Genomic DNA, 23,414 nt, shown 5'->3' with positions numbered 1-23,414 from the left:
CGAGTGGCCGGGTAGTGCACCTGAGCGTGAACGCGCCTGTGCGTACACCGTCTCACCGGTGCACTACCTGTCGAGCGTGCACATCACCCCGCCGCAAGCAGCCGCGAGCAGCCGCGCCGCCACCACCCCGATCGTCCAGCCGGCTCCCCCGACCGGGGCAGCCCGGTGCTGCAGCCTCATGCCTGCCCGATGCCGGCCCGTCGGCGGGGTCGCCACTGGCGGGTTATGTCGCCGCTGGCCTCCTGCTTCCCGCCATCGCCCACATAACCCGCCAGCCGGCACCACAACACCCACCCACCACCCACCCATCCGGCAGAAGACCGGATATCCCCTGGTGTTGTGGGTTCTCCCCTCTAGTACCAACGGAGAAGCCACAACACCATCGGATATCCCCTCGTGTGCGAGGGATCCGTCGCGCCCGACCTCGGGCCGGCCGGCGAGACGGTGCGGGCGGTGCGGTGGTGCGGTGCGGTGGTGCGGTGCGGTGCGGGGGTGCGGTGCGGGCGGTGCGGTGGTGCGGTGCGGGGGTGCGGTGCGGTGCGGGGGTGCGGTGCGGGGGTGCGGTGCGGGGGTGCGGTGCGGGCGGTGGTGCGGGTGGTGGTGTGGTGCGGGTGGTGGTGCGGTGCGGGTGGTGGTGCGGTGCGGGTGGTGGTGCGGTGCGGGTGGTGGTGCGATGGTGCGGTGCGGGCCAGCGGTGGTGTGGTGCGGTGGGGGTCTGGCTGTGACGCGGTGTGGTGGGGGGAGACAGGAGCTGGTGGGCGGAGACGGCAAATATCGGGTTGCAGGCCTCCATGGCCTGTCTCAGGTCCCCGGATGCCGCCACCGACGACCACACATCTGACCGAGGCGCCGGGGATCCCCTGCTGATTGAGGCGCGGAGCGGGTTTGATCAAACGGTTACTTTGTGTGCTCTGGTGATGACAGAGGGTTGAAATGGCGGGACACTGAAGGGTGCTGGATCGACCGTCAGCGATCCGGCCGCCCGTGAGGAGGGTGTCGTCGTGTCTCGTGTGACCATCAAGGAGATCGCCCGGCGTTGTGGGGTCTCCCAAGGAGCGGTGTCGTACGCGCTCAACAACCAGCCCGGGGTGTCGGAGGCGACCCGGGCGCGCGTGCTGAAGGTTGCCGCCGAGTTGGAGTGGGTGCCGAACCGGGCCGCGCGGCAGCTGTCCGCCGCGCGCAGTGAGACGTTCGGGCTGGTGCTCGCGCGGTCCGCGCAGACGTTGATCGAGGAGCCGTACTTCATGGGCTTCGTCGGCGGCGTCGAATCGGTCCTGTCCGAGAGGTCGTTCGCGTTGGCCCTGCAGGTTGTGGCCGATCTGGACGAGGAGGCCGCGACGTACCGGAAATGGGCCGCCGAGCGCCGCGTCGACGGCGTGATCGTCGTCGACCTCCGCGTCGCCGATCCCCGCATCCCGGTACTGCGGAAGCTCGGTCTGCCGGCCGTACTGGTCGGAGATCCCGCGCTCGCGGACGGGATGCCGTGCGTCTGGACCGATGGCACCGCGGCGATGACCGCGGCGCTCGACCATGTGGAGTCCCTCGGTCACCGGGTGATCGCGCGGGTCGCCGGTCCGCCCGAGTTCGGCGACGTCTGGATCCGTGACCAGGCGTACGACGTGGCTGCCCGCCGGCTCGCGCTGACGGCCTCGATCCATCACACCGACTACTCGGCGACGCAGGGCGCCGATGCGACCCGCGACGTACTGGCCGCCATCCCGCGTCCCACGGCGATCATCTACGACAACGACCTGATGGCCGTGGCCGGACTGGCCGTTATCCAGGCGCTCGGCCTGCGCATCCCCGACGACATCACGCTGGTCGCGTGGGACGACTCGCCGCTGTGCCGGATCACGCATCCGACCCTCACGGCCCTGAGCCACAACGTGGTCGGCTACGGCGCCGAGGTGACGCACCGCCTGCTGGATCTCCTAGCAGGCGCCCAGCCGCAGCCCCACCTGTACTCGACGCCGCTGCTGATCATCCGCGAGAGCTCGGCTCCTCCGCTCGGTGCGGTGGGGGTCAGTGGGCGGTGACGGTGACCGGTACGCCGTTGACGGCGGCGGTGCCGGCGACGTGGTCGGTGAATGCCGCGTCGGTGACATCGTTCACGCTCGGACCGGCCACCTGGTTGGCGACCGACAGCTTCGCTCCGGGACGGTTGTGGCCGAAGCCGTGCGGCAGGCTGACCACGCCCGGCATGATGTCGTTGCTGGAGGCAACCTCTACCGAGATCGAACCGGCCGCGGACGTGACTGTCACCAACTGGCCGTCGGCGAGGTCGCGGTCGGCCAGGTCGTGCGGATGCATCAACAGCTGGTGGCGCGGCTTCCCTTTCACCAGTCGCGCGGAGTTGTGCATCCAGGAGTTGTTGTTGCGCAGGTGCCGCCGGCCGATCAGCAGGAGCTCGTCGACGGCCACGGTGGTCAGCGCGTCGAGCCGCGGCAGGTCGTCGAGGATCATCCGCTGCGCGAGATCGATCCGCTTCGACTTCTTGTGCAGCGCCCCAGGCAGCGCCGGTTGCAGCGGTCCCAGGTCGATCCCGCCCGGCGTACGCCGCAACCTCCCGACGGACAACCGGTACGGCCCGATCCGCAGCCCCGCGTCCACGATCCGCCGCGGCGACAACCGCAGTCGTGCCGTCGTCTCGACCCGACGCCGGCTCCACGGAGTACGCCGTACGAAGGCCAGCCCGAGATCCCGGAAGATCTCCCAGTCGTGCCGCGCCTCGGCCGGCTTCGGGAGTACGGCGTCGTTCCAGCGGGCAGTGTTCCGCACGGCCAGTTGATGGAACACGATGTCGTAGTGGTCCCGCTCCAGCGGCGGCGCCGGCGGCAGGATCACGTCGGCGTGCCGCGTGGTCTCGTTGATGTACGGATCCACCGCGACCATGAAGTCCAGTGACTCGAGTGCCTCGTCCAGGCGCCGCCCGTCCGGTGTCGACAGCACCGGGTTACCGGCGACCGTCACCATCGCGCGGATCTGGCCCTCGCCCGGTGTCAGGATCTCCTCCGCCATCGTCGACACCGGCAGCTCGCCGCCGAACTCCGGCAACCCGCGTACTCGGCTCTTCCAGACGCCGACATGCCCGCGGCCGAGCCCGAGCAACGTGTTCACGGCCGGCCGCGGGAACATCGTCCCGCCGGGCCGGTCGAGGTTCCCGGTGATGATGTTCAGCACCTGGATCGCCCACTGGCAGATCGCGCCGAACTGCTGCGTCGACACCCCGACCCGTCCGTAACAGGCCGCCCGGTCGGCCGCCGCGAACTCCCGCGCGATGCGCCGGATCGCGTCCGCCGAGATGCCGGTGATGTCCGCCGCCCGCTCGGGCGTCCACGCCTCGACCGCTGCCTCCACGACATCGAACCCGTCGACGTACGCCGCCGGCCGCGCGGAGCCTTGCGTGATCACCTCATGGATGACCGCGAGCAGAAACGCCGCATCCGTTCCCGGACGGACGAAATGGTGCTCGTCGGAAACCGCTGCAGTCTCGGTCCGGCGGGGATCGATGACGACCAGCTTTCCGCCGCGTTTCCGCAACTCCTTCAAACGTTTTCCGAATCCGGGCGCGGTCATCATGCTCCCGTTCGACGCCAACGGATTCGCCCCGAGCATCAACAGGTACGACGTCCGGTCGATGTCCGGCACCGCGACCATCAACTGGTGCCCGTACAGCAGGTACGACGCCAGCATCTGCGGCAACTGGTCGATCGAGGTCGCAGAGAACCGGTTCCGGGTCCGCAACTGCCGGACCATCGTCGGCATGTGGGTGAGCGCGCCGAGACTGTGCACGTTCGGGTTTCCCAGGTACACGCCGACCGAGTTCCGCCCGTGCTCGCGCTGGATCCCGGTGAGCTTGTCGACGACGAGCTCGTACGCGGCCTCCCACCCGATCTCCTGCCAGCCGTCGGGCGTACGTCGTACCGGCGTGGTCAACCGATCCGGGTCCTCCTGGAGGTCGCGCAGGGCGACCGCCTTCGGGCAGATGTGACCGCGCGACAGCGGGTCGGACTCGTCGCCGCGGATGTCGGTGACGCGTCCGTCCTCGACGGTCACCAGGACACCGCAGATCGCTTCGCAGAGATTGCAGGACGTCCGCCGTACGGTCATCCACTCAAACTACCCTCGGGTAGCTCGTGCCGCATCAGTCGAAGCGTGCCTCGTCGAGACGCCCGAGGATCGCGTCGACGGTCTCGCCGACCGACAGATCGGAGTTGTCCAGCCACAACCCGCGCCGCGGACTGAACGCGTGCAGCTCGTAGTCGAGCTCGTCGACCAGATGATGCGCTCCGCCGCCGAGCCGGGTCGAGATGACCTCGGGTCGCGGTGTCAGTACGACGAGGTACCGCGGCCGGGTCGTGATGCCGTCCAGGAACTCGCGCAGCAGTTCGCCGATCACCACGTCCTGCAGGACCACCGTGAATCCGGCGCTCGCGTACTCGTCCGCGGCTTTGCAGGCCAGCCGGTAGCGCAACTGCAATTGGCGTTGTGCCTCGAGTACGTCGTCGGCCATCGAGGCCTGCCCGCTGACGATCATCCGCCGGAAAACGTCCCCCCGAAGATGCACGCCGTACTGGAATCTCTCGGCGAGCATTTGGGACACCGACGACTTCCCCGCCGCCATGATTCCGCTGACGACGATCACCCCCTCGGACTCCATGCGGTGATCGTGCCACGTGCCGCGACGTTTTAGTCCGGTCTCGGCGATTCTTCTCCGAAAACCCAGGTTTGTAAGGGGTTACTCAGACCATCAGGGTCTCGAGATGATGCCGCAGTACCTGCCGGACCCGGGTCGGGGTGGTGCGTTCGGGCTGGATCGCGGCGTGCAACGCAAGGCCGTCGAGCAGTGCATGCAGGCGCTCGGCCTCGCGACGCAGATCGAGACCGTCCTTGAGAGCGCCATCGACGGCGAGCGTGTTCAGCAGCGACTCGCACAGCCGGCGCAGTCCGTTGTGAACGGTGTCGACGTGTTCGTGCAGGCTGCCCGCGCCGGTCTCGGCCTGGGCCTGGGCCATGAACGCGATCCAGACGTCGAACTCCGCGCGCCGCTCGGCGTCCAGCGGGAGCGCCTCCTCGAGGTACCGCAGCGCGATCGCGGTCGCGGTTCCTTTGGGCTCGATGGCGCTGATCCGCTCGGTCACCCGGCGCGTCACCAGGTCCATCGCGAAGCTGAGCAGCCCGTCCTGGTCCGGGAAGTAGTACCGCACCGCGCCCGCGGACCAGCCGGCCTCGGCGGCGATGGTGCGCACCGAGGCCGCCCGGATCCCGTCCCGGCGGACCACCCGCCAGAGCGCCTCGGCGATCTCCTCGCGACGGGTGGTGTGGTCGACGATCTTCGGCATGCATCCTTTTTAGCACAACTGTGTTAGCCTCGTTTTACAAACACAGTCGTACTGGAAACTTTCTCGGGAGGGGAACGCTGTGCTGCTCGCTGTGATCGCCGCGTGTGAGATCGGATTCTGGGTCCTGCTCGCCGCCGGACTGGTGACCCGCTACCTGCTGCGGCAGCCGAAGGCCGGTCTCGTCCTGTTGGCCGGCGTACCGCTGGTCGACGTCGTGATGCTGGTCGCGAGCATCGTCGACATCCACCGGGGCGCGGAGCCGTCGTTCAAGCACTCGCTGGCCGCGATCTTCATCGGAGTCAGCGTCGGGTTCGGGCACCGGACGCTGAAATGGGCGGACCAGTGGGCCGCGCACTTCATGGGTGGCGCGCCGCGTCCGGTGAAGCCGCCGAAGAAGGGCCCGGAGCGCGCCCGCCGCGAACGCGCCGGCTGGTTCCGGCACCTGCTCGCGTACGTCGTCGGCGTCGGCATCATGATCGGACTCGGCCTGCTCTCCGGCCGCGGGTACGACGCGGTGCTCGCGCCCGCCGGCACCTGGACGCTCGTCCTCGCGATCGACGCCGTCGTCTCGTTCAGCTACTCCTTCGACCGCACCACCCCCACCCCCCGCGAGAAGGAGCCCATCTAACCGACTTTGAGCCCCCACCAACCATTTCGCGGGCAGGAAAATGGTTGATGGGGGCTCAAAGTCGGGTTGCCGAGGTCCCCGGATCGGGCGGTCAGGCGTCGTACATTTCGGGCATGACAACGGGTGGGCGGATCTGGTCTGCGGTGACCGCGGCGGTTGTGGCGTGCGGGATCGTCGTACAACTCTTCGTGACAGCGAACGGGCATGAGGGGTTCTTTCCGGACAACCCGGAGCGCGTGTTCAACGTGTTCGCCTTCTTCACGATCCAGTCGAACCTGCTGCTTGGCGGGACAGCGTTGATGCTCGCGCTGCAGCCCGGCCGGTCAGGAGCTCAGTTGTTCAAGACGCTGCGGCTGAACGGCGTGCTGTGCATCGCGGTGACCGGCATCGTCTATCACGCGGTGCTGGCGGGGCAGGACGATCTGCACGGGTGGGCGTCGGTGGCGAACTTGCTGCTGCACACCGTCGCGCCGATCGTCGGGGTGCTCGGCTGGCTGCTCTTCGGGCCGCGCGGGCTCACCGACTGGGGGATCGTCGGCTGGTCGATCGTGTACCCGGTGCTGTGGCTGGTGTTCACGCTGGTCCGCGGCGCGTTCGTCGGCTTCTACCCGTACCCGTTCGTGAACGTCGACGAGCACGGCTACGGGCGGGTGCTACTGAACTGTCTGCTGGTGGCGGTACTGTTCCTGGCTCTGGCGGCAGGGGCGACCACCCTCGACCGCCGGTTGCGCCGGAAGACAACCGTCGAAAGGTAGACCCGTGCTGGTGACCTCGCGCTCGTACGCCGAGTACGAAGCGATGTTCGACCTGAAGGAACTCCCCGACTCCGTGCTCGACTGCTGCGCGGGTGGCGCCGGCTTCACCGCCGAGGCCGCGGCCCGTGGCGTGGACGCGATCGCCGCCGATCCGGCGTACGAGCTGGATCATCCCGAACTCGTCGACAGTGTCCGGCGCAGTCTGCCGGCGACGTCGGGGATCGTCGGTGAGCACGAGGGGAGTTTCGTCTGGCACTGGTACGGATCGCCGGAGCGGAAGGACCAGTACCGGATCGAGGCGGCCGACCGGTTCCTGCAGGACGTCGCGGCCGCGCCGGAGCGGTACGTCGCCGCGGGGCTGCCGGAGCTGCCGTTCGGCGATCGGCGGTTCGAGTTGGTGCTGTGCTCGCACCTGCTGTTCACCTGGGCCGACAAGTACGACCGCGCCTGGCACGAGGCCGCGCTGCGCGAGCTGATCCGGGTCAGCAACGCCGAGGTACGGATCTTCCCGCTGGTGCTGCAAGGGGCCGGCGAGCCGATCCCGTGGCTGCGGGACGTGCTGGACTCGCTCGAGGGCGTGACCTACGAGATCCGCAAGGTCCCCTACGAGTTCCAGGTCGGCGCCGACGAGATGCTGGTCATCACCCGCACCTGAAACCTTGGTGCTTCCCGGGTGCCGGGCAGGTGGCGGGAGGACGGTCTACCACCGACCCGCCCGGCTGCCGGGTCAGCGGAGGTACTTGCCGCAGACCGGCCACGGGGAGGCGCCGCGCTGCGAGTAGAGCTTCTTGGCGCGCATCAGCTGCTCGGCCGCGGAGGCCTTCGCCGGGTTGCCGGAGCCGCCGACGCTGCGCCAGGTCTGCAGGTCGAACTGGAACAGCCCGTAGTAGCCGGCCGAGTTCACAGCGCGCGGGTTGCCGCTGGACTCGCAGTTCGCGACCTTCGCCCAGGCGCCACTCAGGTTCGCCTTGCCGCTGGTCGTCGCCGGGCGGTCCTGGGAACGGCTGGTCTTGGCCTTGCGCTCGGTCTGCTCGGACTTCGAGGACTTCGAGGACTTCGAGGACTTCGAGGACTTGGTGGTCTCGGACTTCTTGGTGACCTTCTTCGGAGCTGTGGTGGCGGTCTTCTTCACACCGTCCAGCGAGAGGGTCTGCCCGATCAGGATGAGGTTCGGGTCCTTCAGCTTGTTGATCCGGGCCAGTTCGTGCCAGTCGGCGCCGTTGGCCTGGGCGATCTCGGAGAGGGTGTCACCGGCCTTGACCTGGTAGTCGGTCGCGAATGCCGCTCCGGCGCCGGCTGCGGTGATGCCGGCTCCCAGACCGGCGATGGACAGGGTTCGAGCCACCCGGCGGGTACTTCGCCGGGTGCGCGCATGTCGGGCCTTGGACATCTGAAACGCGCTCCTTGTGAGCTTGGGCATGGTGGGACGCACCAGGCCCCCCGTGCAGGGGAGGGGCACTCGGACAGGTCACAGGACGGCGTCCGAACGGTCACGCCCCGGTAACGGCGCGACCTGAGTCATCCTGTGCGACGTTCGGCGGAAACGCAACCCCAGATTTCGATCTGCCCCGAACTTTTTCCATGGCCTGACATTCCGAAACCCCAACAACAGAACGGTTTCCGGGTCCGACACGCCGATCGCCGCAGGGTCGGAACCGATCGGTTTACCACCGCTTGGAACGGCTTTCCGGAGGCGCTTCGACGCGGTTCCCGTGTCGTCCGGAGAGTTCGCTCGTTGATCGAGACACGGGTGCCGCCGTGCGGCGATCGGTGATGCGATCGGCGCGCGGCAGCCGGCGGATGAGGCGACGGATGTGATGGGGGCAGAAGCGGTGATCCGAGTGGCTCTCGGCCATCGCGGCACGTTGGTGCGTGGTGCACTGGCCGCGGTGCTGGCAAGGGAGAACGACCTGGAGGTGGTGGCCGAGCTGGACTGCTCGGAGGACGTCCTCCAGGTGGCCGGACGGCGACCGGACGTGTTCCTGCTCGACCCGCAGCTGCCCGGCCGGATCCGGATCGAGGAGCTCTGCCGCAAACTCGCCGGGCGCGGCGTGCTGGTGCTGATCGACCACGAGGCGATCCCGGCGACCAGTCTGGCGCTGGTCAAGCAGGCGCCGCGGATCGGGTTGATCGCGACCGATGCGACCACCGACCTCCTTGTGCAGGCCGTGCGCGATGTCGCGAAGGGTCTGCCCGTGGTCGACGTACGACTGGCTGTAGCGGCTTTGAAGGCTGGTGACAACCCGTTGACCGATCGTGAGTGCGAGGTACTGCGTCAGGTCACCACCGGCGCTACGGCGCAGGAGGTCGCCCGTACGCTCAGCCTCAGCGCGGGCACCGTGCGAAACTACCTGTCCCGGATCCTTGCGAAGACCGGATCCCGCAGCCGGATCGAGGCGATCCGGAAGGCTCAGGACGCCGGCTGGATCTGAACGGCCGTCTGAGGTGCTGGCGCCCAGCTGCCGTGCAAGTCGCGGTACATACGGGACGTGCGCATCAGTGCGGCATGCGTCCCGAGCGTTGCCTTGTTGCCGTCCAGGACCAGGATGCGACGCGCGCGCAGGGCGGAACTGATGCGGTGTGCGATCACGATGAGGGTCCCGTTGCGTTGGGCGAACGCCTCTTCGGCCTGGCGTTCGGCCTCGGGGTCGAGGAAGCAGGTCGCTTCGTCGAGTACGACGAGCGGCGCGGGTGACAGGTAGGCGCGCACCAACGCGATCAGCTGTTTCTCTCCCGCGGACAGTTCGCCGGGCTTGACCTCGGCACGTAGGCCGCCGATCCGGTCGATCAGCCGTCCGGCGCCGACGTTTTGCACGGCCCGAGCTACTTGGTCGTCCGTTGCGTCGGGCAACAAATAGGTGAGATTGTCGTGCACGGTCCCGCTGAAGACATAGGCCTCCTGAGGGATCAGTACGCGCGTCTCGGCGAGCCGCTCGGCCGTCACCTCCGCCGGTGGCGCGCCGCCGAGCAGCAGTCGGCCGCCCGTCGGCGTGAGCATGCCGCAGACCAAGCCCGCCAGCGTCGACTTGCCGATGCCGCTGGGGCCGACGACGGCGAGGTGCTCACCTTCGGAGATCGTCAGCTCGAGCTTGTCGAGCACCGGCTCGGCCTTGGGGCCGTACGCGAAGGTCAGCCCGCGGAGCCGGACCTGGTAGCCGTTCAGCTCCCGAACCGGTCGTGGATCCTCCGCTGGTGTCGAGGCGTCGAGGATCCGGCCGAGCGTGATCACGTACCGAAGGCCGCTGTCGCCCAGAGCGTTCATCACCGTGTTCAGCGCCGGTTGCAAGCCGATCAGGACGTACGTGAGCCCGCCGAGCAAGGTGCCCGTACTGACTCCACGCCCCACCAGCCACGGCCCGGTAGCGAGCAGGATCAGCAGCGGAAGCCAACCGCCGACCGCGAAGCACAACGTCCGGAGCGCCGACACCTTCGCGAGCGCGCGCTCCGCCGCTGCGTGGGCCTCGATCGGCTGCCCGGCCAACCATTCGGCGTACTCCTCGGTCCCGCTGGCGGAGATGTCGCGCACCCCGCTGAACACCATGCCGGCCGACGCCGCGAGTTCCTCGTCCGCGGTCAACGATGCGCGCACCCGGTCCGCCGCCATCCCGAGCACCGCGAGCGACAGCACGAACCCCAGCAAGAATGGCGGTACGACGAACGCGGCGACGAGCGGAGCGAGTGACAACAACCCGGTCAGTACGCCGAACAGCGTGACCGCGAAACTGCGCAGTACGAGGACGAGCCCCGCGAACGTGTCGCGGACGATCTCCACCTGCCGGTTCAGCCGCGCGACTGCCCCGTCGTCCCCGGTCCGGAGCGCGCCGCCGACAACCCGGCGTACCAGATCGTCCCGCAACGGCTCGACGATTTCACCGAGCCGCCCGTACACCTGCCGCGCGCCGGCCGCCCCCAGGCCAGCCGTCGCGACCAGCCCGCCGAGCCAGGCGATCCCGTGCCAGGTATGCCCATCGAGAAAGCTGTCCGTCGCCCGCGCCACCGCGATCCCGTACACCGCCGTCGGCAGGATCTCCGGAACCGACCACCCGATCAACTTGACAGTGGCCGGCTTCCGCAGCGCGGCAGCTCCGTACGACAGCTCTCTTCTCATCCGAAAACGGCTCGGTACGACGTGTCGGGCCAGAGGTCTGCGTGCGGGGCGATGGCTTGGACCTGGCCGTGGTCGAGCCAGATGACCAGGTCTGCGCGCGCGGCGGTGGCCGGGCGATGGGTGACGATCAGGCGGGTGCGATGGTGCCGGTCCTCGGTGAGCGTGTGGCTGATCTGGCGTTCGGTCGCGGTGTCGAGGCTCGACGTGGCGTCGTCGAGGACCAGCAGGCGGTTGGCCGACCAGGCGCGGGCCAGACCGAGACGTTGCCGTTCGCCGCCGGACATCGGTGCCTTGCGCAACGAAGTGAAGTACCCGTCGGGCAGGCGGCTGACGAAGTCGTGGGCGTGCGTGGCGCGGGCGGCGGCGAGGGTACGGATCGGGCTGACCGCGTGCGGGTCGATCGCCTCGCCGACCGTCCGGCCGACCAGCTGCGGACGCTCGAACGCGCACCCGACCGCGCTGCGCAGGGCTCGCCGGCTCACAGCTTGCAGCGGTACGCCGTCCAGCGAGACCTGACCCGTCGACGGGTCCCGCAGCCGCGCCGCGACCGCCGCGAAGACGGACTTGCCGGCACCGCTCGGGCCGACGACCGCGATCGTGATCCCACCCGGGAGGTCGAGATTCACGTTGTCCAGCAGGACGTTCCCGTCGACGACCACGCTGACGCCGTCGAACGTCAGCTGCCCGGGACCGGCCGGCAGCGTCAGAGTGCCGTGGGCGACAGGCTCGACCGCGATCACCTCGGCGGACCGCTGGACGCCGGCCTTGGCGCGGGCGAGCTCGCCGAGGACACCGGTCAGGTTGCCGAGCCCAGCGCCGAGCACGGCGTACTGCGAGGCGGCGAACAGCTCGCCCGCGGTGATGTTGCCGGCCACGAGTTGCAGTCCGCCGACGGCCAGGACAGCGACCAGGACGAGCGGGCCGACGACCGCGGCCTGCGCGCCGGAGCGGGCCAGGATCCGCCAGGTGACGACGCCGTTGCGGTGCAGTTCGGGGAGCAGGCCGAGGATGCGGCGCTCCTCGCGTTCCGTCGTACCGGCGGCCGTGATGGTGCGGATACCGGTGAGCGACTCGGACAGCAGGGCGGCGATGCGGCCCTGGGTCTCCTGGTAGGCGAGGCTGACGTCGGCGGTCCGCTTGGCGAAGGTCCAGAGGACCAGGATCACGAGCAGGACGCCGCCGAAGAACGCTGCCGCGAGCCAGGGGTCGATCACCGCCAGCAGGACGAGGCTGCCGAGCGGGGGAGCGATGGCGGCGATCGCGGTCACCGCGGCCGGCCCGGCCTGGGCGGCGTCGGTGGCGTTGGCCGAGACGCGGGTGACGAGGTCGCCGGTCTCGAAGTCGCGCGTACCGCCGGGGCCGCCGCGGACGACGTGCCGGACCAGCCGATGACGGAGCCAGGCCGTGGTCTCGGCGACACAGGCCGCGCCGGCGAACGCGTCGACGATGCTCGCCGCGATCCCGAGGCCGATCAATGCGGCCGCGATGACCAGCCAGCGCGTGTAGCCGGTGCCGGCGACGATCGAGTCGACCGAACGACCGAGGATGGTCGGGAGCGCGAGCGTGACGGCGCTGCCGATGAGCGCGTTGACCCCGATCAGCGGCAACCAGCCCCGACCGTGCTTCGCTACTTCGCCGAAGGTGATCATTGGCCCAAGCCTGTCTCGTTGGCGAGGAAGGCGAGGATGTCGGCGGCCAGGTTGACTCCGCCGGTCGTGTGGCCGGCGTCCGGCTCGAACCTCAGCAGTACGGGTCGGCTGCTCGCCGTCGCGTGCTGCAGCGCCGCGCACAGCTTCCTCGCGTGCAAGGGATCCACGCGGGTGTCGTTCCCGAAGGCCGTCAGCAGGACCGCCGGGTACTTCACGCCGTCGGCGACGCGATGGTACGGCGAGTAGCTCAACAGGTTCTTGAAGTCGTCGGGGTCTTCGACGGAGCCGTACTCCGTGGTCCAACGCTCACCGAGACCCGAGAGCTCGTAGCGGAGCATGTCGGTCAGCGGTGCCGAGCAGACCGCGGCGGCGAGCAGCTCCGGGCGTTGGGTGAGTGCAGCCGCGGTCAGGAGGCCGCCGTTCGACTCACCGCAGATGGCGAGCTGGTCGGCGGTGGTCCAGCCTTCGGCGATCAGGTGCTCGGCGGCGGCGATGAAGTCGTCGACGGTGTCCTGCTTGGTGTGGCGGGTGCCCGATGCCCCGTCGCCGCGGAGGGTCGCGGTGACGAACGAGCCGCCCGCCTCGACCCAGGCCAGCGCGAAGGCGGAGTACGTCGGCGTGAGCGCCTGCCCGAACCCGCCGTACCCGTAGAGAATCGTGGGACGCGGCCCTGGTTTGCCGATGACCCGCAGCTCGACACCGGAACTGGTCGATGCGATTCGGCCGATGCCCGCGCTGGCGTCCGGCACGCGTGTCAGCCGATGCGTCTCGGCCCCGTGTCCATCACCTCCCGCCCAACCCCAGTCCGTTGTGTTGTTGGTGTGCGCGTCATAGCAGTAGACCGTCGGCGGTGTGACGCTGTCCGTGTAGCTGAACCAAGCACGATTCCCGTGCGCCGTGAGCGATCCGACGGATCCGTGGCCCGGGAGCTCGAGGGTCCGGAGCCATTGGCCGGTTGGTCGATCGTGGACCGAGATCTCGGTTGCCGTGCTGACCAGGACGACGTCGTCGAGGACGGCGAGACCGGTCAGCGGTGCGCTCGGCCGGAGGTAGTCGTGCCAGACGGTCGGCTCGGTCGGGTCACCGACGCAGATCCGGCCGGTGGGCGAGTCCTGGGTGGTGACGACGTACAAACGGCCGTCCGGACCGACCGACATGATCGTGGTCGCGTCCTGCGGCAGGTGCCTGGGCGGCGCGTCCATGGTCAGGTCGGCGAGCCAGACATCGGTCGTCGTGCAGATGGTCAGCCAGCGACCGTCCGCGCTGATCTCCAGTCCGTACGACGCCTCGGCGGCGAGGATCGTGGTGTCGTCGGGGTCGCCCAGGCGATGGCGGCGTACCTGACGGAAGCGCACGTAATAGAAGGTGTTCCCGTCCGGGAGCCAGGCCACGGGCGAGTAGCGGCACCCGTCGAGCGGGCCGTCGATCAGCTCGCCCGTCTCTACGTCGAGGACGTGGAGCGAGGAGCGCTCGTCGCCGCCGCGCGAGAGTTGGTACGCCAGCTTGGTGCCGTCCGGGGAGGGCTGCCAGGCGTCTAGCGTGGTCAGACCGCCCGGGTCGAGCAGGGGCGTCTCGTCGACATACAGCACGGCGTACTGCTGACCGGTCTCGCGGCGCAGGGTGAAGCAGCGGCCACCGCGCCAGACGGGCGTGGAGACACTGCTGACGTCGGACAGCTGCCGGACGCGGTTCTTCCAGCGGAACCGGTTGGTCAGCGACGCGGCGTACGTCAGCCACAGGTCGTCCTGGTCCCGCAGCCAGTGCTCGGAGGCCGACGGGTCCTCGAGCCAGCGGTACGGGTCCGCGACGGTACAACCGTGCACCTGCTCCACGAGCGTCAGACGCTCGGCGCATGGATAAGCCTGCACGGAATCGATCACCTCACTCTCTCTCCCAACAACACAACGAGCCCGCAGGCCCGGGGCTACCCGGAGACAGGTCGGCCCTGGGTAGGTATCCGCCCACCCAGGGCCTCACTACCTGACATACAGGTGCCGTATCAGTGGCAGAGCAGCAGGCTCAGGTTGCTCGGGGTCTGCGAAGCGCAGCCCAGCACGGTCAGCGTGGAGCCGCCGTGGTGGTGGCCGCCGTGGCCGTAACCCGGGGTCTCCAGACCCTGAAGGTCGAGAAGTGCCATGTGTTTACACCTCCTTCGATGCAGATCGTCGGGACAAGGACTCGGACCACTGGGGAGGTCCGAGGAACGGGAGGGACACCGGCGCGTCGTGCAGCGCCGTACCCAGGGCCAGCAGGACGCCGGCCGATCCGGTGGCCAGGTCCATCGAGAGACGGAGCAGCTGGTTGCCCGGGTACGCGAGGCCGCCCTCGAACGGCATCGCATGCCAGCCGAGACCGCGAACGAGATCGTCAACCTCATCGTCGAGCGCGGCGGCGGTGAGGAGGATGCCGGCACGACCCATGAACAGGCCGGGCTGGACGTAGTAGTCGCAGTGCGTGACTCGCTTGAGCTCGCTGAGCGTGCTTGCGAGCTCCTCGGACGGGCGGTGCCGCAGATAGCGCTCGAGGACGAGCGCGACGCCGGCCGAGCCCTCTTCGAGGTACGGCAGGGTCCGCCAGCCCTGGTTGACCTGACGCATCCCGTCCTCGGTGAGCACGGTGCGCTTGAGGTCCTGCCGGATCGCGATCTCGGCGAGGTCGAGCAGACCGGTGTCGCCGAGCTGCTCGAACGCGTTGAGGAACAGCAATGCCGGACCGGAGGAGCCGTACATCAGACCGGCGCGTGCGTGCTGCCCGCCGCTGATCTCCGGTACGTCTTGCTCGAGCCGGTCTGCTACCAGGTCGAGGACCCGGACTGCCTTCGCGCGGAGCGTCGGCTCGGTGTCGAAGTGCAGGAGGTTCAGGCCGATGCCGGCCAGGCCGGAGTGCAGCCCCAGCTCGCGGGAGCTCCAGTCGTCGGCGAGAGTGCGTTCGACCAGGTCCAGTGCGTCCTGCCGGTGGCCGAGCTCGTCGAGGACATGGGCGACGCCGTGCAGACCGTCGTACAGCCCGGGTCCGGCCGCGGTGTCGAGGGCTTGCTTGCGCAGCCAGTCGTCGTACTCCGGGAAGCGTCCGGCGCCCGTCTTCGCGAGCGCGTACAGGACGCCGGCCGCGCCGGTAGCGAGGTCGATGCCGCCGCCGTCGCGGAACTGCGCGATGTCGCCCGGGAACAGGCGGTCGGTGCGTTCCGGAGTCGCTGCGGCGACGATCGACTTGGTGAGCGCCGCGCGTACGTCGGTCCACTCAGCCTTGCCGGGCAAAGCCAGGTCTTCGAGTTCGTTGGTGGTGTTGGCGCCGACGATCGTCCGGACGGCCTCGTCGAGCGCGGCGCGCGGCACCGGGAACGTGTCGGCGATCATGTCGGCGAGCTGGAACGCCTTACCGGGATGGAGATTCAGCAGGATCGTCGCCTGCGGCGCATAAACGCCGAGCGCGATACAGGCCAGCGCGTACCGGTCGACGTCGACACCTTGCCGGTCCTGCGGAGCGGCGTACCCGGGATGGGCGAGCGTCGAGCGGGCCTGGTCCTCGGCGCGGGTCGCGACCTCGAAGTCGATCAGCGTCAGCTTGCCGTTCACGTCGAGCAGCAGGTTGTCCGGGTGCAGGTCGCAGAACACCACACCGCGCTCGTGCAGCTGGCCGACGGCCTCGCCGACCTTGGCGACCATCGCGGCCGCCCATTCTGCGTACGTCGCCTTGTCGGCCTCGGTGGCGTCCGGATGCGTCAGCGGATAACGCCGTACCAGCTCGCGTTGCAGCGACACCGAATCGATGTGCTCCTGCACGAGGAAGTGATGATCACCCAGCTGCAGGTAGTCATGCGTCCGCGGTACGACGTCCAGGCCGTCCAGCTGCTCGAGGATGTCGCGCTCGTGGGCGATCCGCGCGACCGCGTCCCGCCCGGCCATGTCGAGGCCCGCGTGCGGACGACCTTCCTTGAGTACGACGCGATCGCCGGTCTCGTTGTGGTGGCCGAGGTACACGCCGCCGCCGTTGGAGAACTGGATGACGCCGTCGATCGTGTACGCGAGATCGTTGGTGGTGACGGCGTTGCGCGCGTCGAGGTGCGGCTTCAGGAAGTCCGGCAGCTGGATCCACGGTGGCAGAACGAAGGTCGGGCCGCGGTGATCCGGGACGAGATTGCCGTGGGCATCCTCGATCGCCAGGACGCGTTCACCGGTCGGCGAGAGGCAGTACCGGCTGACGAAAGCGCCGTACCGGACGAACAGCGGGCCGTCGCCGTAGCGCAGATCGCTCAGGATATAAGGGCCTTCGACGCCGCGGAGTACCTCGTCGAGCTCTTTGAGTACGAGCTCGAGTTGCGTGTCGTCGGTCGGGTAGATCGTCACCAGCTTGCCGCTCGACCCGCGGGGAGCGGCCTTCGAGTTCGTCATCACGAGGACGGCCTCGTTGCGCAGGAACTTGAACGCGATGCCGCGCGGGACGCAGTACTCCCACACGGCCTCGAGCGTCCGCTCGACGTCCTGGAGCCGGGCCGAGACGTGGATCTTCCAGCCCTGCTGGGGAAGCCGGAGACCGTCCGGCGCGTAGTGCATCCACTGCTCGCCCGGCACGTGCTGCCAGCCGCTCGGCACCGGCCGCTGCGTGATCGCGAAATCCGGATGCTGCGCACCACGGTTGGCCGGCGTCTCGTAGAACCGCCGATCCGCAAGGCAGTAGAACTCGTAACTCTCGTGCATGACTGTCCGACCCCCCTTTCGTGGTGCGCCGTCACATCTTGGGCGCCTCGAACGGGGTCGGCGTAGTGCACGATGTCATCACTCTCGTGTGAAGAACCCACACACTACGAGTGAGTATCTAAACACTCTTCGTTACCAAACCGCGCATCCCGAGCGTGAATCCGTCCGTGACAACATGTCAATCAACCCCAACACCATCACAGCCCGTAACTTCCCCCAACCTCCGTCGTCACCCCGCTCCGCGAGGCCGCCCGCCGAGACTGGGCACCCCCTCCGGGGCCTGGAGACAGGCAATTACCTGTTCCCTGTCCCGGCGACTTGTACGCGGACCCGGGTGCCGTGCGGGTTAGACCGGGTAGGTGTGGACTTCGGTGGCTTTGAGGGTGGTGTGGAGGGGTTGGCCGGGGGTCAGGTGGAGGTCGGCTACTGCGGCGGGGGTGATGTCGGCGAGGAGGTCGGCGGGGCCGGTGGGGGAGGCGTCGAGGCGGACTCGGACTGTGTGGGCGTGCTGTTCTATGCCGGTGACCACGGCCGGCCAGGTGTTGCGGGGGCTGCCGGACGGAGGCTCTGTGTACAGGCTGACGGCCGTCGGCGGGAACGCCACGTGGACTGGGCCGGTGGCCGGCTCGGCCAGGGTGATCGTGCCGCCCTCGGTCAGGCGGACTGTGGTGCCGGAAGCGTCGCCGCGGTAGAGGTTGAGGCCCACCAGTTGAGCTACGTAGTCGGTGCGGGGGCGGTGGGCCACCTCGGTGGGTTTGCCTTCCTGGACGACCTGGCCGTTCTCGATGATGATCAGGCGATCTGCCAGGACCATGGCGTCCAGCGGGTCGTGCGTGACCAGCAGGGTGCGGCCTTCGAAGCGGGCGAGGTGCTGGCCCAGTTCAGCTCGGACGTGGAGGGTAGTGCCCGCGTCCAGGGCAGCTAGCGGTTCGTCGAGCAGCAGGAGCTCGGGGTCGGTGGCCAACGCTCGCGCCAGGGCGACGCGTTGGGCTTGCCCGCCGGACAGCGCGCGGGGACGAGTACGGGCGTACTCCGACAAGCCGACCGTTTCGAGCCAGCGCGTGGCCTCCAGCCGGGCGGTCTGCTTCTCCACACCGCGGGCACGGAGCCCGAAGGCCACGTTCTCCAAGCAGCTCAGGTGGTTGAACAGTAGGTAGTCCTGGAACACCACGCCGATCGGCCGGCGGTCCGGCGTACGGAAGGTGCGCGGCGGCTCGTCCCAGACCGTGGAGTCCAACGCGATGCGTCCGTGGTCCAGCGCGAGCAGTCCGGCGATGGCACGGAGCGCTGTGGTCTTGCCGGCGCCGTTGGGCCCGAGAAGTGCGACAACCTCGCCTGGCTCGACAGTCAGGTCCAGTGTGAGATCGAAAGCGCCGCGGCTCACCCGTACGTCGGCGTACAGAGTCAACGGAGTCCACCGATCCAACGTTCGCGGAGAGATGCCAGTACGACGACGGACACCAGTAGAAGGACCAGACTCAGTACGACGGCCACGTCGGGATCGGTCTCCAACGCCAGGTAGACGGCTAGCGGCATGGTCGTCGTACGGCCCGGGAAGTTGCCGGCGAACGTGATGGTGGCGCCGAACTCACCCAGTGCACGCGCCCAGCAGAGCACCGTCCCGGCAACAACCCCAGGTGCGATCGAAGGCAGTGTCACGCGTCGGAACGTCAGCCACCGTCCGGCACCGAGTGTTGCGGCCGCCTCCTCGTACCGCGGGTCAGCAGCACGCAATGCGCCCTCTACCGAGATCACCAGGAACGGCATAGCCACAAAGGCCTCTGCAACAACCACACCGGCCGTCGTGAACGGCAAAGAGATGCCAAACCAGGTATCAAGGTGCTGACCGACCAGACCGCGTCGTCCGAGGACCAGTAACAACGCAACGCCACCAACCACGGGCGGCAGCACCAGTGGAACCGTCACGAACGCCCGGATCACACTCCGGCCCGGCAGCCCGCCACGGGCGAGCAACCACGCCAGCGGAACACCTAGTAGCAAGCACAAGGCAGTGGCAGCTGTCGCGCACACCAGTGACAGCCGCAGCGCCTGCCACACGTCGGCACTGAACAAGCGCCCCGGCAACGTCGACCAAGGCGCCTTGATCAGCAGACCGACCAAGGGGACCAGCAGGAACGCCAGCCCGAGCAGAGCAGGCAGCAGGAGTACTAGGGGCAGCCGCCCGCTAGTACTCCTGCCACGACGACTCACGGTGCGCCGAAGCCTGCTGCGGTCAGGACCGCCTTGCCCTTGTCCGACAGGACGTAGTCGACGAACGCCTTGGCGCCGTCCGGGTTCGGAGCCTTGGTCAGCGTGGCGATCGGGTACTCGTTCACGGCCTTGCTCGACTCCGGGAACTCGATGCCGTCGACCTTGTCCTTGGCGGACAGTACGTCGGTCTTGTACACGAGCGCCGCGTCGACCTCACCGAGGCTGACCTTGGTCAGCGCCGCCTTCACGTCCTGCTCGAGGCTGTCCGGCTGCGCGGTGATGCCCGTTGCCTTGAACACCTTGTCGGCCGCCGCGCCACAGGGGACCTGTACGGCGCAGAGCGCGATCTTCTTGTTCTTGTCCGCGAAGTCCTTGAGCCCGGTGATCTTGCCCGGATTGCCCTTCGGTACGGCGATCTCCAGCGTGTTCTTCACGAAGTTCGTCGGCATGCCCTTGTCCGTGACGTCGTCCATGTTCTTCGGCGCCGCCGAGGCGAAGACGTCCGCCGGCGCGCCCGAGTTGATCTGCTTCGCGAGCGCCGAGCTTCCGGCGAAGCTGAAGGTCACCTTCACGCCGGGGTGTGCGGCCTCGAAGTCCTTGCCCAGCTGCGTGAACGTGCCAGTCAGCGAGGCCGCGGCGAGGACGTTCACCGTGCCCGACAGAGCCAGCGTGCTCGAGCCGGTCGACGGGGACGAGGACGCCGCCGGGGTGTCGTTGCCACACCCGGCCAGGGCGAGCGCGGCGACGGCGGCAAAGGCGGCGAACGCGGTACGGCGGAACATCAGGCCTCCGGGATCTCGACGACGACATGGGTGGATTTGATGGATGCGACGGCCACCACACCGGGCTCCAGGCCGAGCTCGTCGGCGGCCTCACGGCTCATCAGCGACACGACGCGGAACGGCCCGGCCTGCATCTCGACCTGGGCCATCACACCGTCCTTGAGCACCCGGGTGACGATCCCGCGCATCCGGTTCCGGGCCGAGGCCGCGGCGGTGTGACCCGGCTCCGGCGAGTCCGCCAGCTCCTGGGCGAACGTGGCGAGCGCTTGCCCGTCGACGGCCATCCGGCCGTTCTCCTGCTTCGACGGCAACCGGCCCTGATCGATCCAGCGCCGAACCGTGTCGTCGCTGACTCCCAGAAGCGCGGCCGCCTCACTGACCCGCAAGTTCGGCACGGCAGACAGTCTATCGCCGCAGATGCGGATTGATGCCAGGTTTTCCACAGTCGCGAAGCAGTGACGGAAAGTAGCGGCGATTCCTCGTAAGTTATAGGACATGAGCACATCGGCGATGCGGGACTACGTGGACGGGCCGCACAAGGCGGCGCGGGACGCCGTGCGGGCAGGGCTGGGCGCGCACGCTGACTTGGGTGACCTGGTGGTCCGGCTGCCGCGGGACGAGTATCGGGACCGGATCCTCGACCTGCTGCTGCAGTCGGCCGCGGACGGGCTGCCCGCGCGGGGCTATCCGAAGGAGTACGGAGGTGAGGCAGATCTGGGCGGATTCATCGCGGCGTTCGAGACGCTGGCCTTCGGCGACCTGTCGCTGATGGTGAAGGCCGGGGTGCAGTTCGGACTGTTCGCCGGCGCGATCCTGCATCTCGGGACGGAGAAGCATCACGAGCAGTATCTGGCGGATGCGATCAGCGGGCGGTTGCTCGGCTGCTTCGCGATGACGGAGACCGGTCACGGGTCGAATGTGCAGGCCCTCGGCACGACAGCGACGTACGACGAGGCGACGGGAGAGTTCGTCGTACACACGCCGTCGTCCGCGGCGCGGAAGGACTACATCGGTAACGCGGCACGTCATGGGCGGATGGCGGCCGTGTTCGCGCAGTTGATCGTCGGCGGCGAGCGCCATGGCGTGCACTGTCTGATGGTGCCGATCCGGGGTGCGGACGGGGCGGCGCTGCCGGGCGTGACGTTGTCGGACTGCGGGCCGAAGCTCGGGCTGAACGGGGTCGACAACGGGCGGATCGTCTTCGACCAGGTCCGGGTGCCGCGGGACGCGTTGCTCGACCGGTACGCCCAGGTCGATGCGGACGGCAACTACAGCAGTGCGATCGAGAATCCGGACCGCCGGTTCTTCACCATGCTCGGCACGCTCGTGCAGGGCCGGGTGTCGGTCGGCGGCGCGGCGATCAACGCGAGCAAGGTGGCTTTGACGATCGCGATCAGGTACGGCGCTCAGCGGCGCCAGTTCGGCGCTCCGGGAAGTGACGAGGAGGCGATCCTGCTCGACTACCGGATGCATCAGCGCAGACTGCTGCCGTTGCTCGCGCGGACGTATGCACTGCACTTCGCGCAGGCCGAGCTGGTGGAGGAGTTCGCCCGGGTGTTCGATGACGACCGGGGCGAGCACGACCGGCGGGCGCTGGAGGCGCAGGCGGCCGGGACGAAGGCGCTCGGGACCTGGCACGCGACCGAGACCATCCAGATGTGCCGGGAGGCGTGCGGCGGCGCGGGGTACCTGGCCGAGAACAGGTTGGCGACGCTGAAGGCGGACACCGATGTGTTCACCACGTTCGAGGGCGACAACACGGTCCTGCTGCAGCTGGTGGCGAAGGGTCTGCTGACCGACTACCGCGAGTCGTTCGGCAAGCTCGACCCGTTGGGTACGGCGAGGTTCGTCGCGGCGCAGGCGGTGGAGATCGCGGTCGAGAAGGCCGCGCTGCGTCCGCTGATCGAGCGGCTGCGGGACGTCGTACCGAATCGGAGTGATGCCAAGGATCCGGATGCGGGGCTGCGCGACGACGACTACCACTCGGGGCTGCTGCGGTTCCGGGAGCAGCACATACTGTCCGGGGTGGCGCGGCGGCTGAAGGCCGGGATCGATGCCGGCGACGATCCGTTCGACGTGTTCAACCGGTGCCAGGACCATGTGATCGCGGCCGGCCGAGCGCATGTGGACCGGATCGTTCTCGAGGCGTTCCAGACCGCGGTGCGGAACGCGCCGGACGAGATCCGGCCGCGGCTGCAGGATGTGTACGACCTGCATGCCCTGGCGACGATCGAGGCGGAGCGCGCGTGGTACCTCGAACACGGGCGGCTCTCACCGGGGCGATCGAAGGCGATCACCGCGCTCGTCAACGAGTTGTGCGCGGTCGTCCGTCCGGCCGCGGTGGAGCTGGTCGACGCGTTCGGCGTACCGGGCTCGGCGGTCGATGTGCCCATGGTTGTACCGTCACAGCATGAGTGAGCCGATCGAACCCGCGTCGGCTGCCGAGGCCGCCCGTGAACTCGCCCGGGTGCTGCTGGAGCAGGCTGACGCACTGGACCTGCACGACCTGCGGGCCACCGGCGCGATCGAGAACGTCCGGGTCCAGGCCCGAGCGCTCGCGGACGCGGTGCACGAACGAGGCTGGGGTGACATCTTCCTCGGGATCGACTCGTACGACCCCGACGAGCTGGACGACCTGCCCCTGGGGCCGGACGACTTCGACGACCCCGCGGACTACCGGGAGATCGTCGAGGGCGGTGCCCTGGACGACCTCGAGGAGCTGGAGGAGCCGCTGCTGCCGGAGAGCGGGGTCCGCCTCAGCTACCAGGCGCGGTACGACTACGTGGTGACCGATCCGGAGGCCTTCGTGCAGTACGTGCGGAGCCGCGCGGACGAAGCGCAGAACGACGAGGTGATCGACGACATCGAGGACGCGCAGTCGGCGTTCGAGCTGCTCTGCTATCTCGACGGACTGGGCTCGAAGGAGTACGAGTCGTTCGGGCTGATCCCCGGCGGCGGCGAGGAGTCCCACAAGATCGTCCAGTTCTCGCTGTGGGACCTGGACCCGACCCGGCGCGACGACACCTACCCGTACTAGTCCAGAAAACCAAGCCGGAAACAGAACCGCCTCGCTGTACTGGTCCCCAGCAGCACCAGTACAGCGAGGCGGTCTTCAGAAAGAAACGCCGACCGTGTCGGGTGTTTGTGGCCCCCCCCCAGGCGGCCAAAACCCCCCCCCCACCGCCCGGGGGCGGGTGTTTTTCCCGAGAGGGGAGCGGCCCCCAGGGGGGGGGGCCCCCCGG

The 23,414-nt window shown here is 68.7% G+C and carries 20 protein-coding genes; 7 read left to right on the top strand and 13 right to left on the bottom strand.

Annotation, left to right across the window (positions count from 1 at the left end; all coding sequences use genetic code 11):
* The first annotated feature begins 1,001 nt into the window (after positions 1-1,001).
* Entirely contained in the window at positions 1,002-2,036 is a 1,035-nt protein-coding gene (locus ACWF0M_RS37415) for a LacI family DNA-binding transcriptional regulator (protein WP_452240511.1), read from the top strand.
* On the opposite strand, the gene ACWF0M_RS37410 is transcribed toward ACWF0M_RS37415, so the two are convergent.
* The 3 genes from ACWF0M_RS37410 to ACWF0M_RS37400 all read right to left on the bottom strand — a co-directional run bounded on the left by ACWF0M_RS37410 (position 2,023) and on the right by ACWF0M_RS37400 (position 5,342).
* The gene (locus ACWF0M_RS37410) at positions 2,023-4,110 is read right to left on the bottom strand and encodes a molybdopterin-dependent oxidoreductase (RefSeq protein WP_452240510.1); all 2,088 of its coding nucleotides are present in this window, start codon (positions 4,108-4,110) and stop codon (positions 2,023-2,025) included. The two genes, ACWF0M_RS37415 and ACWF0M_RS37410, sit on opposite strands and share 14 nt — an antisense overlap.
* A 34-nt stretch (positions 4,111-4,144) precedes the next feature.
* Positions 4,145-4,660 carry an AAA family ATPase gene (locus ACWF0M_RS37405; RefSeq protein ID WP_452240509.1) on the bottom strand — a complete coding sequence of 172 codons (516 nt, stop codon included), beginning with the start codon at positions 4,658-4,660 and terminating at the stop codon, positions 4,145-4,147.
* Between the two features lie 82 nt (positions 4,661-4,742).
* Positions 4,743-5,342, bottom strand: coding sequence for a TetR/AcrR family transcriptional regulator (locus ACWF0M_RS37400; protein WP_452240508.1), 600 nt, complete (start codon positions 5,340-5,342; stop codon positions 4,743-4,745).
* Positions 5,343-5,421: 79 nt separating this feature from the next.
* On the opposite strand from ACWF0M_RS37400, the gene ACWF0M_RS37395 reads away from it, so the two are divergent.
* The 3 genes from ACWF0M_RS37395 to ACWF0M_RS37385 all read left to right on the top strand — a co-directional run bounded on the left by ACWF0M_RS37395 (position 5,422) and on the right by ACWF0M_RS37385 (position 7,380).
* The gene (locus ACWF0M_RS37395) at positions 5,422-5,970 is read left to right on the top strand and encodes a 2TM domain-containing protein (RefSeq protein WP_452240507.1); all 549 of its coding nucleotides are present in this window, start codon (positions 5,422-5,424) and stop codon (positions 5,968-5,970) included.
* A gap of 113 nt (positions 5,971-6,083) precedes the next feature.
* Entirely contained in the window at positions 6,084-6,725 is a 642-nt protein-coding gene (locus ACWF0M_RS37390; RefSeq protein WP_452240506.1) for a Pr6Pr family membrane protein, read from the top strand.
* A gap of 4 nt (positions 6,726-6,729) precedes the next feature.
* The gene (locus ACWF0M_RS37385; RefSeq protein WP_452240505.1) at positions 6,730-7,380 is read left to right on the top strand and encodes a class I SAM-dependent methyltransferase; all 651 of its coding nucleotides are present in this window, start codon (positions 6,730-6,732) and stop codon (positions 7,378-7,380) included.
* A 72-nt stretch (positions 7,381-7,452) separates the two neighbouring features.
* Here ACWF0M_RS37385 and ACWF0M_RS37380 read toward each other — a convergent pair whose 3' ends face one another.
* Positions 7,453-8,115, bottom strand: a complete 663-nt coding sequence (locus tag ACWF0M_RS37380; RefSeq protein WP_452240504.1) for a transglycosylase family protein — start codon at positions 8,113-8,115, stop codon at positions 7,453-7,455.
* A 442-nt stretch (positions 8,116-8,557) separates the two neighbouring features.
* Between ACWF0M_RS37380 and ACWF0M_RS37375 the strand changes: the two genes are divergently transcribed.
* Positions 8,558-9,157, top strand: a complete 600-nt coding sequence (locus ACWF0M_RS37375) for a response regulator transcription factor (protein WP_452240503.1) — start codon at positions 8,558-8,560, stop codon at positions 9,155-9,157.
* Here ACWF0M_RS37375 and ACWF0M_RS37370 read toward each other — a convergent pair.
* From ACWF0M_RS37370 to ACWF0M_RS37330, 9 genes are all read right to left on the bottom strand, one after another.
* On the bottom strand, positions 9,136-10,833 hold the full coding sequence (locus ACWF0M_RS37370; protein ID WP_452240502.1) for an ABC transporter ATP-binding protein: 1,698 nt from the start codon (positions 10,831-10,833) through the stop codon (positions 9,136-9,138). The two genes, ACWF0M_RS37375 and ACWF0M_RS37370, sit on opposite strands and share 22 nt — an antisense overlap.
* Positions 10,830-12,482, bottom strand: coding sequence for an ABC transporter ATP-binding protein (locus ACWF0M_RS37365; protein ID WP_452240501.1), 1,653 nt, complete (start codon positions 12,480-12,482; stop codon positions 10,830-10,832). The genes ACWF0M_RS37370 and ACWF0M_RS37365 overlap by 4 nt, the downstream gene beginning before the upstream one ends.
* Positions 12,479-14,362, bottom strand: coding sequence for a prolyl oligopeptidase family serine peptidase (locus ACWF0M_RS37360; protein ID WP_452240500.1), 1,884 nt, complete (start codon positions 14,360-14,362; stop codon positions 12,479-12,481). The genes ACWF0M_RS37365 and ACWF0M_RS37360 overlap by 4 nt, the downstream gene beginning before the upstream one ends.
* Positions 14,363-14,481: 119 nt before the next feature.
* On the bottom strand, positions 14,482-14,619 hold the full coding sequence (locus ACWF0M_RS37355) for a SapB/AmfS family lanthipeptide (protein ID WP_130387812.1): 138 nt from the start codon (positions 14,617-14,619) through the stop codon (positions 14,482-14,484).
* A gap of 4 nt (positions 14,620-14,623) precedes the next feature.
* Complete coding sequence (lanKC, locus tag ACWF0M_RS37350; RefSeq protein WP_452240499.1) at positions 14,624-17,179, bottom strand: class III lanthionine synthetase LanKC; 2,556 nt, start codon at positions 17,177-17,179, stop codon at positions 14,624-14,626.
* 346 nt (positions 17,180-17,525) lie between these two features.
* Positions 17,526-18,587, bottom strand: coding sequence for an ABC transporter ATP-binding protein (locus ACWF0M_RS37345; protein WP_452240498.1), 1,062 nt, complete (start codon positions 18,585-18,587; stop codon positions 17,526-17,528).
* Complete coding sequence (gene modB, locus ACWF0M_RS37340; RefSeq protein WP_452240497.1) at positions 18,584-19,390, bottom strand: molybdate ABC transporter permease subunit; 807 nt, start codon at positions 19,388-19,390, stop codon at positions 18,584-18,586. Before modB ends, ACWF0M_RS37345 begins: the two co-directional genes overlap by 4 nt.
* Positions 19,387-20,172 (bottom strand): molybdate ABC transporter substrate-binding protein, encoded by a 786-nt coding sequence (gene modA, locus ACWF0M_RS37335; protein WP_452240496.1) that lies wholly within the window; start codon positions 20,170-20,172, stop codon positions 19,387-19,389. The genes modB and modA overlap by 4 nt, the downstream gene beginning before the upstream one ends.
* Complete coding sequence (locus ACWF0M_RS37330; RefSeq protein WP_131335552.1) at positions 20,172-20,567, bottom strand: TOBE domain-containing protein; 396 nt, start codon at positions 20,565-20,567, stop codon at positions 20,172-20,174. Before ACWF0M_RS37330 ends, modA begins: the two co-directional genes overlap by 1 nt.
* A 100-nt stretch (positions 20,568-20,667) precedes the next feature.
* Here ACWF0M_RS37330 and ACWF0M_RS37325 point away from each other — a divergent pair, with 100 nt between their 5' ends.
* Complete coding sequence (locus ACWF0M_RS37325) at positions 20,668-22,590, top strand: acyl-CoA dehydrogenase family protein (protein ID WP_452240495.1); 1,923 nt, start codon at positions 20,668-20,670, stop codon at positions 22,588-22,590.
* A complete protein-coding gene (locus ACWF0M_RS37320; protein ID WP_452240494.1) occupies positions 22,583-23,209 on the top strand; it encodes a hypothetical protein in 627 nt (208 codons plus the stop codon). The genes ACWF0M_RS37325 and ACWF0M_RS37320 overlap by 8 nt, the downstream gene beginning before the upstream one ends.
* The last annotated feature ends 205 nt before the right edge of the window (positions 23,210-23,414 follow it).

The organism is Kribbella sp. NPDC055110 (genome assembly GCF_053607525.1).
This window is presented reverse-complemented; position numbering and strand designations above follow the sequence as displayed.